This window comes from Humisphaera borealis, assembly GCF_015169395.1.
Taxonomy (GTDB): domain Bacteria; phylum Planctomycetota; class Phycisphaerae; order Tepidisphaerales; family Tepidisphaeraceae; genus Humisphaera; species Humisphaera borealis.
Map to the genome: position 1 here is coordinate 3,724,461 of NZ_CP063458.1, position 13,978 is coordinate 3,738,438.

Consider the following 13,978-nt stretch of genomic DNA (forward strand, 5'->3'; position numbering starts at 1 on the left):
TGAACTGGCATTCTCCCCTCATTTCCGCCACACGGCAATTGCCCTGTCGGCATCGGCGTCGGGTGAAGATTCAGGTTGTTCGATGAAGGGGCAGCTGGACGTAGAATGTCGCGCCTCGTCCCGCCCCCTCGCTTTCTGCCCGAACCGATCCGCCATGAAGCTGGACCAGCTCGCGAACGATGTACAACCCCAGTCCCAGGCCGAGCCTGCGTGAATGATGATCTCCCGTCTGCGACATGCGGTCGAATACGTGCGGCAGGAAGTCGGGCTCGATCCCCTTGCCTTGATCGATCACCTGAATGGAAATGTGCGTCGACTCCCGGCCGGGCCGAATTCGAACCAGAGACCCACGCGGGCTGAACTTGACGGCGTTCGTCAGAAGGTTCCAGCAGATCTGCTGAAGCCGAAGCGAATCACCCTCGACAAATAACGGGAAATCTTCCGGCTGATCGAGAACGAGCTGTACTCCGCGCTCCCCGGCGAACGGTGCGACCGTCGTCATGGCCGCCCTGACGACTGGCACGAGGTCCACCCGGAGAAGTTCAATCCGCAGCTTCCCATGCAGGATTCGCGTCGTATCCAGGATGTCATCAATCAACCTGGATTGATCTTTGGCCGATTGCTCGATCCATCCGATGCTATCGCGCAGTTCTGGTGACGAGTTCAGCCGCCGCAGAATCTCGGCGTGAAGACGAATCGCACTGATCGGTGTTCTCAGGTCGTGCGTGACGGCCGCGAGGAAGTCATCCTTGGCACGGTTCGCGATCTCGGCGGCTTCCTTGGCCACGCGGAGCGATTCGGCTTGTTTGAGTTCTGTCATGTCCCAGAACACGCCCACCGCGCCACGCGGCTTTCCCAGACTGTCTAGAAGGGGCCTGGCATTCGCGGCAATCGGTACTGCCGGCCCGTCTACAGGCACGACATCAATTTCGAAGTTCTCGACCTGATGGCCCGTCCTGGCGGCAACTTGAAGCGGAAGGTCGTCAGGGGCCAGTTCCGCCCCGTCCCGCATCGCCCGGTATCCGGGTCGCTGGTCGAGCGGCGCACTCTTCGAGACGTTGGCGGTGACAGGCGTGCCCAGCATCTTCGACAGCACTGCGTTGGCTCGGATCGTGCGGCACTCTGCGTCCTCGGCGACCGCCACCCCGATCGGAATGACCGCAAAGAGGGCCTCGAGTTCCGCAACCTTCGATCGGAGATGTTCGTTCAGTTCCAGTATCTCTGCCTCGGCCCGCTTTCGTTCCGTGATGTCTTCGCTGAAAACAATGATGCCACCCGCCTTCGCAGCCGCGATATTCCACGGACGAACCTCCCATCGAAGCCACTGCGTGTTGCCATCGGCCCGCACAAATGGATCTTCTTCCGCTCGTTCAACCGCTCCGGCAAGACACCGTCGATGGATCATCTTCCATCGCTCTGGAATTTCAGGAAACATCTCGTAGTGGCATTGGCCGATGACATCTTTTCCCCGCATGCCATAGTCGCTCAGCCACCGCTGGCTGACCGCGACATATCGCATCCGATCATCGAGCATGGCGATAGCGGCCGGAGCATGTGCCGCGAATAACCGAAGCCGGTCGTTGGTCTGCAACAGCTCGGCTTCGGCGCGTTTTTGAAGTTCCGTCTGCTGCGCGACGGCTTCCACCTGTCGGGTCTGGCGAAGGCGATCGCCCAGGACGCAGAGACAGAGGTTGCAGCCTGCAAAAATGGAAAGAGACAGGAAGTCGCTGGTTGAGGTAACGCTGATCGAACCGCAGGGCGGAATAAACAGATAGTCAGCGAGCAGTGTCGACGCGAGCGTGGCCAGAATCCCGGGTTCGCCGCCGGCAACGCTCGCCACCAGCAGAACCGCCGGATAAAACGTAAGGAACGGCGGCAAAACCCCATACGTCTGTCCGAGCCACCATCGAATGCCTCCGGCAGCTAGGACGACCCCCACGGCGAACAGGTAGCGAAAGAGCACTGACGTCACTGTTTCACGAGGTTTGGCCATCCGCATTAGAGTGCTGTCCGTCCGACCCCGATGGACGACTCGCACCGCCAGCAACGCAAGTCCGAACAGCAGAAGCGGGATCCCGAGTTGGAGAACGCTGTTTGACCGAATCCCCACGTCCGAAAGCGTGACGCCATCCGTATCGGTGCTTGCCAAAAGATGCGTCATCAAGCTCCCGGTCTGCGGCTACGCAGGCTGGTTTTCAGTTGTGTCAGAAATGTCAATCGCGACGCTATATACACAGAGTGGTCTCCAGTCTGAAATTTCTTTCATGAAGGATCTCCCGCGCCTTTCATGCGTGGGTGGCGGTATCGCTGTGGCACCATCCTCGAAGCAACTGGAATACGTGGCAGACGCGGCTTTTTGGTTGCAATCCTGAGATTTTCACTTAACATGTACCGTACAAATGATCCGGCCCGGGTCGGACGTTTTCGGCGTTCGGCCGCTGGCTTGCGCTGCCTGGTACCTGGTTGCCGCGGGTGTGATCCGTCGTCGGCCGGGGTGTCGGACTGGGTGGCGCGTGTGGCGGGTGGCTTGGTTCTGTCGGCGAGTCGTGCGGCTCGCCGTGGTGGTGGCATTGGGCTAACTCGGACGATCTATCGGCGCGTGTGACTTCTTGAAGGAGCCGCGCACGAAATAAGCGGGCATGGGACGCGGCGTTGCGCAGGTTCCTGCGGCATCGCGGCATTGCGGCGCTGGTTCCCCACCGTTCCCGCTTACTTCGCGCGGCTCTTTCGGAGTGTTATGCGCGTTGGCGGATCGGGCCGAGTGGTCTTGTTTCGGGAGGTGGAAGGCAAATGCCGGAGGTGACGCCGACGGTTCACTTGGGTTCGTTCGGCCGTTGGACCGTTGCGTCGGGTTCGTTTGGCGGGTTGCAGTGTCGCTCGGGTCGCTCGGGCTGAGTGCACCTTCGGTGCGACCGCTAATCGAGGTTGATCTCGGGTTCGTTTGGCTGATTTGCGATCGCCTTGGGTTCGTTTGGCGAATTGGGTGTCCGCCTCGGGTTCGTTTGGCATCGCCGGGCGGGTGGGTTTCCTGCTGCTCCTGGGCCTGATCGTCCGATAACACGGATCGGCGATATCGCCGGAAAGGCCGTTCATGGATGTCGTGATCATTGGCGCAGGCGGGCACGGGAAGGTGATCGCGGACATCCTGCGCGCGGCGTCGCTGGCCGGAACTTGCGACGCCCGGCTGATCGGATTTCTGGATGCCGACCCCAGTTTACGGGGTAAGCTGGTGGCGGATCTTCCGGTGCTGGGGCCGGTGAACCAGTTGACGAAATTGTGGCAACAGAAGGTCCGGCATGCAGTTGTGGCGATCGGCGACAGCCGGACACGTCGGCGGCATGGGGACCTGCTCCGCGAGTACGGGTTCGAGGCGATCAACGCGATTCATCCGTCGGCGGTGGTCTCGCCGACCGCTGTTTTGGGGCACGGAATCGTTATATGTGCCCAGGCGGCGGTTTGTACCGAGGCACGGATCGGGGATTTTGCGATTATCAATACCGGTTCGGTGATCGATCACGAGTGCAGAATCGGAATTGGGGTGCATATTGCACCCGGCGCGCACCTGGCGGGTCGCGTCAACGTACAAGATGAAGCATTTGTCGGAATCGGTGCCAACATCATCCAGTGTCTGAACATTGGTGCCGGGTCGGTTGTTGGTGCCGGTGCGGTGGTGACCCGCGACGTGCCGCCGGGTGTGACGGTGGTCGGAGTTCCGGCGAGGGTCATCGAGGTCGAGGAAGAGATTTCCGGCAACGAGGCCGGCGGGAAAGCGACGATATAATCAGTTGTGGCGCGCCTTTACGGGTGCTAAGCTTTTGACGTCGCGGCGAGGCGGCAGGAGGCGATCATGAATCAGGTTTGTATTCCGGAAGAGGCGGCGATCATCCAGATCGAGCGTTTGGCGCTCGAGGCTCGGCACATTCGTCGGCGGATCGAGTCGGCACACACGCCGCAGGACCGTCGAGTGATGAACCGGCAGTTGCAGGAGATCGAGGCTGAGATCCATCAGCTACAGAGCCGGCTAGAGCGATAGCCGATTCGGCCGAGGACAAGACGATATTTTCGTCCGTCGCCGTTCAATGGGTTTTCGAACCGGTGTCGGCGCGGGCGAACAGGCTGCGATGCAAGACCCGCCATGGCGGGTCTTGTGTGTTTGGCGAGCTCTGCGTGTCGGTGGAACCGGGCCGGCGTGTCGGTGGAATGGCGGGTGGTTTGCGATCCGGCGGGATTTGCCGTACACCGTTCCCATGACCGATTCCGCCTCGCCGGGCGGGCTCAGCTACGAGTCGGCCGGCGTAAACTACGACCAGCTTGACGCCTTCAAACGTGCCTGCCAGCAGGCGGCGGGACAGACCGTCTCGGCGCTCGCGGCGCACGGGCTTCTGGAGCCGGCGGGCATCCGCGGGGAAAGCGCCTACCTGCTCGACGCCGGCGACCACTACCTCGCCCATGTGGAGGAGGGGCTCGGCACCAAGAACCTGATCGCCGACGACATGCTTCGACTGACGGGCCGGTCGTTCTACGCGAACGTGGGGATCGATACCGTCGCGACGATCGTCAACGACCTGATCACGGTGGGTGCGGTGCCGATCTCCGTCGCGATGCACGCCGCGGTCGGCGACGCGGCGTGGTTCGAGGATCCGCGGCGGTCGGTGGAACTGGCCAAGGGTTTCGCGGCGGCATGCCTGGAAGCCGGCGCGGTCTGGGGCGGCGGCGAGACGCCGACGCTCCGCGGGATCGTCAACCCTTCGACCATTGTCCTGGCCGGCAGCGCGATCGGACGCATCAAGCCCAAGTCCCTTCGCGTCGGCGGCGACGTGCGGGACGGGGACGCGATTGTTTTCCTGGCGTCGTCCGGCGTGCAGACCAACGGCCTGACGCTGTGCCGGAAACTCGCCGACGGCCTTGCCGACGGGTACCTCACGCCCCTGAGCGACGGCAGGACGTACGGTGAAGCGCTGCTCGATCCGTCGGTGATCTATGTGAAGTTCGTGTCGGCGCTGCAGCGGGCGGGCGTGCCGATCCACTATGCGGTGCACGTGACCGGGCACGGCTGGCGGAAGCTGATGCGGCTCGTCGAGCCGTTCGTCTATCGCATCCGCGTGGTTCGCGAGCCCCAGCCGGTGTTCCGCTTCATCCAGCGGCACGGTCCGGTGGACGAGCGCGAAGCGTACGCCACGTTCAATATGGGGGTCGGGTTCGCGGTGTATGTCGATCCCGGTGATGTGCCCGCGGCGCTGGAACTGGCCAAGGCGAACGGCTACGACGCCTGGGTGGCTGGTGAGGTGTGTAAGCAGGGTGACCGCAAGGCGGTGGAGATTGAGCCGTTGAACGTGTCGTTTGAGGCCGATTCGCTGAAAGTAAGGTGAACCGGGGCGTGTTCGATGACGAAGACCTGATGCGGGTGTTACTATCGATTCGAGAAGTCAACGGTCAATCTGGGAGCGTCGGCTTTTCTCGGACGTTGATTTTTGATCTAATAGTTGCGTCATCGAATTTTGAGTCGCCCCATGTCGCACGACTGGTTTGCCGTATCGCAGGAAGGCGTCGTGCAGGTGCTCGCACTGGCAGTGCCGTTCCATGTGGACTCGGCGGATTTCGATCGGCTGCATGACGCGATCATGTCGGCGGTCGAGGTCAGGGTCGGCTCGAAATGGGTGATCGACCTGGCCGGGCTGCATTACATGGGCAGTTCGGTGCTCGGGCTGATGGTCAACCTTCGCCAGCGGGTCCGCCAGGGCGGCGGAAAGCTGGTGTTGTGCGGGATGAACCCGAAGCTGCACCAGGTGTTTCGCACGTGCAGCCTCGAGAAGTTGTTCGTGATCCGCACCGACCGCGACGACGCGGTGGAAGCGGTCACGAGGTAGCGGCGTTCGCCCTGCCGGGCCGGATGCCGATCGGTTTGAACAGCGTCTTGAAGACAACTCGGCGCTCCGAGCGAGCGCGATGAAAAGGCCACGGAAGGCGCACCAGGAAGACCGCGGCGGTCGATGAACGTCCGCCGTCGTTCGCGAATCAAGGACTGACGCGAACCCATGATCTTCGGGTGACCTTGCGGGACGGGACAACATGAACACGCAATTTCAAGGATGGAAGCGCGTCAAATCAGCCCCACCGACTGCCGACGGCCGGAAAGGCGGCAAGGCTTTTCGAGGCCATCTGGCGCTGGGCGTCTTGGCCGGACTTCTGGGAACCGGGTGTTCGGGTGGCGGGGCGTTCGACCCGACCGAGCCGGTGATGAAGCCGCGCAAGCCTTATGTCGCCCAGGGCGGGGCGCGACAGACCAGTCCCAAGACGGGAACTTCAAGCACACAGACCAAGGCTTCAAGCGGCGTCGCGGTGGCGTCGGCGGATGCGACGACCTCCGCGGATGCGATGCCGACGGTATCACCCGTGACACCGGTCGCGACGGCGACGCCGGTGAAGCCCGTTGTCGCGGTGCCGACGACCCGGCCTTTGCCGGAGCCCGTGCCAACGGTTACGCCACCGGACAACCGCGTGGTTTCGGCGCCGCCCGTCGCGACGCCTCCTGTCGCAATCCCTCCGGTCGCCGCACCATCGGTCGCCGAGACGCCCGCGGCGGCCGGTAAGTCCGTTGATCTGGATCCGAACCCCCGGCCGCGGAATCCGCTGGCGAGGATCGACGCCGGCGTGTCTCCGGCAGCGGTGCCGTCGACGAATGTTGAGGCGACGACCGTGTCGCAGTCTCCGACGCTGGCGGTGACGCCGGCTCCGACCCCCGCGGCAGCAGATCAGGGTTCGCCGGTAGCGGTCGAGCCGACGACGGCCAAGCCGGACATCGGACCGATTCAGGCCGCCCCGTACAACCCAGCGCCGCAGGCGACAGTGGCCCCCGCGGTCGCGGTCGCCAAGCCGGTTGATCCTGAAACGCAGAAGATCCGCGACCGGCTCGCGCAGGTCCGGAGTGAGCTGGAGAAGGGCCGCGACGTCAACGAAAAAGACGACAACGGCCGAACCCTGTTGCAGCAGGCGGCGCTGGCGGGCGAGCAGGCGGTTGTCGAGTTGCTCCTGGACTGGGGCGCGAGCGTCAAGGCGGTCGATCGCCAGGGCTGGACCGCGCTGCACTGGGCCGCCAGCAGCGGGCATCCGGAAATCTGCGAGTTGCTGATCGCTTGCGGGACGCCGGTCGATTCCCGCGGCTTTCTCGACGAAACACCGCTCTATTGGGCGTCGGTGTTCGATCGCCAGCACGCGGTCGAACTGCTGCTGGCTCGGGGCGCTAAGGTGAACGCGGCGGACAAGCGCGGCAAGAGCCCGCTCCACGCCGCCGTCGAAGGCGATGCCCGCGCGACGGCGACGATCTTGCTCGCCCAGGGTGCCGACGTGGCGGCGCGGGACGAATCGGGGCTGACGCCGCTGCATCAGGTCGTGTTCCGCCTCCGCAAGACGCTCCTGGGCCTGGCCGAAGAACCCTCGACCGAGGCGACCAGCACCTCGGGATCGCCGGCAGCGGAAGTCGCCCTGGAGCGCGACCATCAGCGCAAGCTGGCGATCACATCCGCGCGGGAGATGGCACGGCTGTTGTTGTCTCAAGGGGCCGACGTGAACGCCTCCACTGCCGCCGGAGTAACACCGCTGCACCTTGCGGCCTGGGACGACACCAAGGAGATCGCGGACGTGCTGATCGCCGCTGGTGCCAAGGTGTCGGCAAAGGACAGCCGCGGCCGAACGCCCGGCGATTACGCGAGCCAGCGCGGGCAGAAGCGCGTGCTGCCGCTGCTGGCAGCCAAGGCGAGGTAACCTGTGGGCGACGCGTCGCGCCGGCGTCCGATATTCTGATTGGGGTCACGCGAAGCCTGTCGTCGCCACGACGGCTATTCCCGGCATTCGGGCATGGGGAGAATGGGGCAGATTTCCGGCTGGTCGCCGAGCGTCGGCCGACAACAGTGACGGGGGTCACAGGTATAAACCCGCGGTAGCGACGGTCTACACCAGGCTCGTGAAGCACCCGGCAGGGCCGATGCTCGTGCTGACGTGGGCGAATCAAGGGGGAAAGCGCTGTTCGAGTCGTAGTGCAGCGCAGGCGGGGTGACATCCACCCGGCTGTTTGATTTCCGTAATCTCGCCTTCGCACCGCCGAAGTCGAAATCTAAACCATGAAACCGAGTCTTTTGGTAGCAGTCGTTTTCGCCGTCGCGACCCACGCGTCGGGTGCCGAAAGCAAACCAGCATCTACCCCACCGTTGCCGTTCCGGGTTGACGAGAAGGTGCTGACGCTACTCGATAACTACTGTTTCTCCTGCCATAACGCTGACAACCAAAAAGGCGACGTTAAGCTCGACGATCTCGGGAGGCTCTCGCTGGATGCTCGATTGGATCTGCTGAACCGCGTCCAGGAGCAGCTCTTCACCGGCGAGATGCCGCCAAAGAAAAAGAAGCCGCCCACGGAAGACGAACGAGCCCTCCTGACGGAGTGGATCGGCGGGGAATTGCGGAAGCACAATGCCTCGAAGCTGGAAGACAAGCTGCGTAAGCCGGAGTTCGGCAACGTCGTGGATCACGACAAGTTGTTTTCCGGGAAGTTCAAGGACCTCCCCGGCTTCACCCCCGACCGTCGCTGGCTGATCAGCGAATACATCTTCAACGCGAAGTTTAACAAACTGCTGGACCACACCGCCCCACTCAATGTTGACGGCAAGAACCACCAGGTCATTGGCAACAACAACCGCCGGGCAAACCTGACCAATCCGTTTCTCCTGCCGACGCACAGCGGCGTGCGCTATTACGACACGACGATGCTGGATGGCGGCCATCTGTTAACGATGCTCACCAATGCCAAGGAATCGTCGGCATACCTGATGGAACTCAGCAGGAAGAAGAACTACTTAACTGCTGTCACGGCCATCATGGCGTCGCAGTGGGATCATGAAAAGATCCTTCTGGCGCGCGAGAACTATCTGAAGTTGAACATCGAGGCGTTGCTGCGCGACCTCTACAAGGAGAAGCACGACAGCCTGCTGCCGGCCTTCGTCGCGACAAAGCCGGCGCCTCCCGCTGCCACCATGGGTGCCGACGGCAGGCCGCTCAAGAAGCCTGTGTTCGATACGGCAAAGCCGTCGAACGACGAACTGGCACAGATCTGGTCCGGCATGAGGAAGCACGGCACAGACAGTGTCGAAGGGGAGAAACTGGTCCTGAAGTGCGAACAGGAGTGGTTCCATCATGGCGTGAACCAGCGCACGATTGAAACGCGCCTGCTTTTCATGCGTGGCTACATGGATGAGTTGGTCAAGCGCATGCCCAAGGCCACTCCCGCCAACAGCAAACCTCCCGTCGCCGCCGAAATGGATACCATCCGCGCCGCGCTACTGAAGCATCGCCAGGCGGGCGACACCTACGCTGCGGTGATCGCCAGGTGCATGGCCGACTGGAGCGACGGATTCCAACGCGAACGGGAAAAAGCCAAGGTCACCGACCAGGCCATCGCCCAGCTCGTCGAACAGCTGTTCGCCAAGGTGATTGAACGTGCCCCGACGCAAAAGGAAGCAGCGGAATACGTCACGCTCACCAAGGGCTATCTTCCAAACCTGGGCAACGAGAAGGCGATTGAGCGGCTCATTCAGACGCTCATCCTCCGAAGCGATTTCGTCTATCGGCAGGAGTTTGGTGAGGGCACCGCAGACCAGTACGGCCGCAAGATGCTTTCACCGCGTGATGCCAGTTTTGCGCTGGCCTACGCACTGACCGACAGCAGCCCCGACAAGGAACTTCAGGAAGCCGTGAAGAACGGAAAGCTCAACACGCGCGAGGATTACCGACGCGAAGTAGAGCGCATGCTCAAGGTTCGCAGCCAGTATTACATCGTCGACGAAACGGTGGAGCGAGGTGGGCACGACAGCTTCACCGATCTCCCCATCCGAAAACTCCGCTTCTTCCGCGAGTTCTTCGGCTATCCGGCCATGCAGTCGATCTTTAAGGACAACAAGCGATTTGGTGGAAACTACGTGAATGCCGCCGGGCGGATCGTCAGCGAAGCCGACATGCTTGTGGAGTACATCCTCAAGCAGGATCAGAACGTGTTTGAACGCCTGCTGACCACGGAAGACTTTTACGTCTACCACAGCGGCGACGACAAGGCGATGGCCGCCTCGACGGCACTCATCCGTAGCATCTACGACTACTTCAAGGACAAAGACTGGAAGAACTTCAACGACGATCAGTTGAGGGCCCACATCCCGTTCCTCAAAGCCAATCCGATGCCCGGCCTGAATCTGGACGCCATCGGCAAAGTCGGCGGCCGGTCGAATCAGCTCAAGATCTTCAAAGACATGATGGCCAACTACGCGCAGCGGCTCGGCAAAGGCGAGACCGTCACCGCGCCGTTCTCATCGGTCTTCGGAGTTCCCAGTGCCGCCAAAACTCGCACCGGAAAACAGCTCGGCGGTTCCGAGGTGGCCAAGGCCTTCAATCTTGATATGGTCAGTTGGAACTACCCAACCGCCCAGCCCGCGAAGATGGAGCATCGCAAGGGCATCCTCACCCATCCCGCCTGGCTCATCGCGTTTGCCGCAAACACCGAAACCGATCCGATCCGCCGCGGCAAATGGGTACGAGAAAAGCTCCTCGCCGGCACCATTCCCGATGTTCCGGTTACGGTCGATGCAGTGATTCCCGAAGATCACCACAAGACCCTGCGGCAACGCCTCGACAAGGTCACCCAGGCTGAGTACTGCTGGAAGTGCCACGAACGCATGAATCCGCTCGGCACCGCTTTCGAAATCTATGACGATTTCGGTCGCTTTCGCACGCAGGAGTCACTTGAACATCCGGACAACCTGATCAAAAAGATGCCCGACAAAGGCGCTCCCGAGGCTGACCTACGCGACATCTACAAGACACTTCCGGTGGATGCCAAAGGCCAGCTCGTCGGCACCGGCGACGCCAAACTGGATGGCGATGTCAGCAACGCAATCGAATTGACCGAGCGACTGGCGAAATCCGCCAAAGTTCGCCAGTCGATCATCCGCCATGCGTTCCGATACTTCCTTGGTCGCAATGAAGTGCTCTCAGACTCAAAAACCCTGATCGACGCCGACCAGGCTTATGTTAAAAGTGGCGGCAGCTTTGATGCCGTCATCGTTTCGCTCCTGACCTCCGACTCTTTCATCTACCGCAAACCGATCACCGACGGGAACAACCCATGAAAAGCCGACGAGACTTCCTTCGATCCACGATTCTGGGCGCCGGTGCACTTTCGCTGACACCGTGCCTGAAGTCGTTCGCCGGTGAAGCCGCGACCAGCGGATTTCCGAAGCGGTTCGTCTTTATCCGCAAGTCCAATGGCGAGCGCCCCAATGAGGTTGCTCTGCCGACGCTCTCGGCAAAGGATAAGTCCTCGGAAGAGAAGAAGCTGCCGTTTGAGGTGGACCTGCGCGACCACGAACTACCTCTGTATCTGCGCGCTCTGGAGAAACACAAATCCAACATGTGCATCCTGCAGGGCCTTTCCTGCATGATGAGCGAGAACGGCCACTACTCGTTCTCGTCCGTCATGGGCGCGTACAAGTCGAATCGCAATTCGCTGAGCGGCATCAAGCGCGCCACGATCGATTTTGAGTTGGCCAAGCTCTTCCCGTCGCCGTTCGGGCACGTCGAGCTCTCGCTCACCGGCGACTATTCCACGTTCAGGACCGGGATTGTCTCCGGCTATTCCGCTTCTGCCGCCCACCAGCGGAACTACTGCTACGCCGATCCTCAGACCGCCTTCAACGAGCTCTTCCGTTCCGTCACCAATCCCGGCGCTGTCGAATCCGACAATGCCATGCTGAAGTTCCTCGAAAGCGAGGAATCCTTTAAAGCAGGCATCCTGCAGGGCTACGAGAAGCTCAAGCTCAGCAACCACATTGATTCCATCGAGGCCATCCAGGCGCGCAACCAGAAGTTGTCGAAGATGGCTGGTTCCATCGCCAGGCACATCCCGCAGATTGGCAAGATCCACGCTGATGGCGGCCCCAATGCCAGCTACCCCGAAAAGCAGGAAGCGATGACCGAGATTCTCATCGCCGCGCTCATCACCGGTTTGACCAATGTCGTGACCTACACGATTGACGAGCTATCCACGCCTGTGCGGGGATTGCCCGGTAACGAGTCCGACCGTATTTCAATCCACGCCATCGGTCACAATGAAAGCTACAGCGGCGTTCCGGCCGACAAGATCCGCGAGAACATTCGCATCGGGCATATCCAGCAGGTGGCTCGTATCGTCGAACGGCTCAAGGCAACGCCCGAGGGCAATGGCACCCTGTTCGATAACACGATGATCATGTACTTCCCCGAGGGCGGCGAAACGCATCACGGATGGGGTTTCGAAGCACCCTTCGTCATCATGGCGGGTAACAATTGCAAGCTCGACATGGCCGGCCGCTACATTCGCCTTCCCTATCATGGAACCGAGGGGCACAAGACGATCGGCAACTGGTATACAACGCTGCTGAACGCGCACGGCAATCCGATCAAGCATTACGGCGATTTCGACCTCGAAATGTCTCGTAAGAAGTTGGATCAGGCCGGGCCGATCAAACGGTTCCTCGCTTGAGAAAGTGCAAATAGGAAGCAGTGCTCGCGTGTGGGCTGCCGGCCGGGCTGCCACAGAAGGGAATCCCCGCGCAACTCTATTGCAGTTCATATTTTGTGAATCGAACCGCGATTTGACATCTCCGCCGTTGTTCCGCTAGAAGCTACTTCGGTTTCCAGGGTGAATCGTGAAAGGCCGGAGGGTCCTGCCGTCTCGCGCATTTCGCCCCAAATCCGGCCGCTTCGGCGGCCTTCACTGGTGGAGGATTCATGCGCGGATTGTTCAAGACCCTGGCCGTTATCGCGGTCGGCGGAGCCTTCTCGTCGGCGGCGCTGGCGGACGAAATCGTGTTCAAGAACGGGGATAAACTGACCGGCAAGATCGTCTCGGCCGAAGACGGCAAGCTGAAGATCAAGTCGACGGTCGCCGGCACTGTTGAAGTGGATCTCGCGGACGTCAAGACCTTTGCTTCGGACGCACCGGTGTCGATCAAGCTCAAGGACGGCACGATCATCAAGCAGCAGGTGGCCGCCGCCGACAAGGCCGGCGAAGTCGCCGTGAAGCCCGGCGCGGTTGCCGCGCAGAATGTTCCCATCGAGTCGATCAAGTCGATCAACCAGAAGGAAACCTGGACGGGCAGTCTCGTCGCCGGCGGCCTGATCACGCGCGGCAACAGCAACACCGAGGCGATCAACATCGCGATCGACGCAACCCGCCGCACCGACAACGACCGGCTCAATCTTAACGGCCAGTACCTCTTCGGCCGGCAGGAAGACCCGACGACCGGCGAGAAATCGACGAGCACCGACAACTGGCGCATCGGCGCGAAGTACGACTACTTCTTCAACGAGAAGTTCTACGCGTTCGGCAGCTTCGGCGTCGAGAAGGACCGCATCGCCAACCTCGACATCCGCCTGACGCCTGCCGTCGGTGTGGGTTACCAGTGGATTGAAAAGAAGGACTTCAACTTCTCGACCGAAGCCGGTCTGGCGTACGTCTACGAAGATTACGCCGGCGAAGACGCCAACGAGAACATCAGCCTGAAGCTGGCTTACCACGTGGACAAGAAGCTTCGCGAAGGCGTCAGCGTCTTCCACAACCTGACGTTCTACCCGAGCATCGAGAGCATCAGCGATTACTACCTGCTGACCGATGCCGGCATCCGCGCCGAGCTGACCGACAATTTCTTCACCGAGTTCAAGGTCGAGTTCAAGTACGACGCCACCCCGGCGATCGATTCCAGCCGCAGCGACCTGCGGTACATCCTGGGCGTCGGCTGGACGTTCTGATTGCCTAAGCGCGCTGCGAAGCCCCAAAGGTGTCTGCGCCGCTGCGGTCAGGCCGCTGGCGTCGCCGACTGGAGCTGGCAAAGGCCAGCAATGCAAAAGTGGTTTGGTTGACGCGCCAGGTTCTCGGCCGGTTACGTCGGGGACCTGGCGCGTT

General features: G+C 61.4%; 9 protein-coding genes. 8 read left to right on the forward strand and 1 reads right to left on the reverse strand.

Features of this window, described 5'->3' with window-relative positions; translation table 11 throughout:
• Positions 1-70: 70 nt before the first annotated feature.
• Complete coding sequence (locus IPV69_RS13895; protein ID WP_206290282.1) at positions 71-1,972, reverse strand: sensor histidine kinase; 1,902 nt, start codon at positions 1,970-1,972, stop codon at positions 71-73.
• A gap of 1,119 nt (positions 1,973-3,091) precedes the next feature.
• On the opposite strand from IPV69_RS13895, the gene IPV69_RS13900 reads away from it, so the two are divergent.
• From IPV69_RS13900 to IPV69_RS13935, 8 genes are all read left to right on the forward strand, one after another.
• Positions 3,092-3,781 carry an acetyltransferase gene (locus IPV69_RS13900; protein WP_206290283.1) on the forward strand — a complete coding sequence of 230 codons (690 nt, stop codon included), beginning with the start codon at positions 3,092-3,094 and terminating at the stop codon, positions 3,779-3,781.
• 66 nt (positions 3,782-3,847) lie between these two features.
• Positions 3,848-4,033 (forward strand): hypothetical protein, encoded by a 186-nt coding sequence (locus tag IPV69_RS13905; RefSeq protein WP_206290284.1) that lies wholly within the window; start codon positions 3,848-3,850, stop codon positions 4,031-4,033.
• A gap of 214 nt (positions 4,034-4,247) precedes the next feature.
• Entirely contained in the window at positions 4,248-5,369 is a 1,122-nt protein-coding gene (locus tag IPV69_RS13910; protein ID WP_206290285.1) for an AIR synthase-related protein, read from the forward strand.
• A gap of 141 nt (positions 5,370-5,510) precedes the next feature.
• Positions 5,511-5,867, forward strand: coding sequence for an STAS domain-containing protein (locus IPV69_RS13915; protein WP_206290286.1), 357 nt, complete (start codon positions 5,511-5,513; stop codon positions 5,865-5,867).
• 202 nt (positions 5,868-6,069) lie between these two features.
• Positions 6,070-7,761 carry an ankyrin repeat domain-containing protein gene (locus tag IPV69_RS13920; RefSeq protein ID WP_206290287.1) on the forward strand — a complete coding sequence of 564 codons (1,692 nt, stop codon included), beginning with the start codon at positions 6,070-6,072 and terminating at the stop codon, positions 7,759-7,761.
• Between the two features lie 356 nt (positions 7,762-8,117).
• Positions 8,118-11,165 (forward strand): DUF1588 domain-containing protein, encoded by a 3,048-nt coding sequence (locus IPV69_RS13925; protein ID WP_206290288.1) that lies wholly within the window; start codon positions 8,118-8,120, stop codon positions 11,163-11,165.
• The gene (locus tag IPV69_RS13930) at positions 11,162-12,556 is read left to right on the forward strand and encodes a DUF1552 domain-containing protein (RefSeq protein ID WP_206290289.1); all 1,395 of its coding nucleotides are present in this window, start codon (positions 11,162-11,164) and stop codon (positions 12,554-12,556) included. The genes IPV69_RS13925 and IPV69_RS13930 overlap by 4 nt, the downstream gene beginning before the upstream one ends.
• Before the next feature lie 248 nt (positions 12,557-12,804).
• Complete coding sequence (locus tag IPV69_RS13935) at positions 12,805-13,824, forward strand: DUF481 domain-containing protein (protein WP_206290290.1); 1,020 nt, start codon at positions 12,805-12,807, stop codon at positions 13,822-13,824.
• Positions 13,825-13,978: the final 154 nt, after the last annotated feature.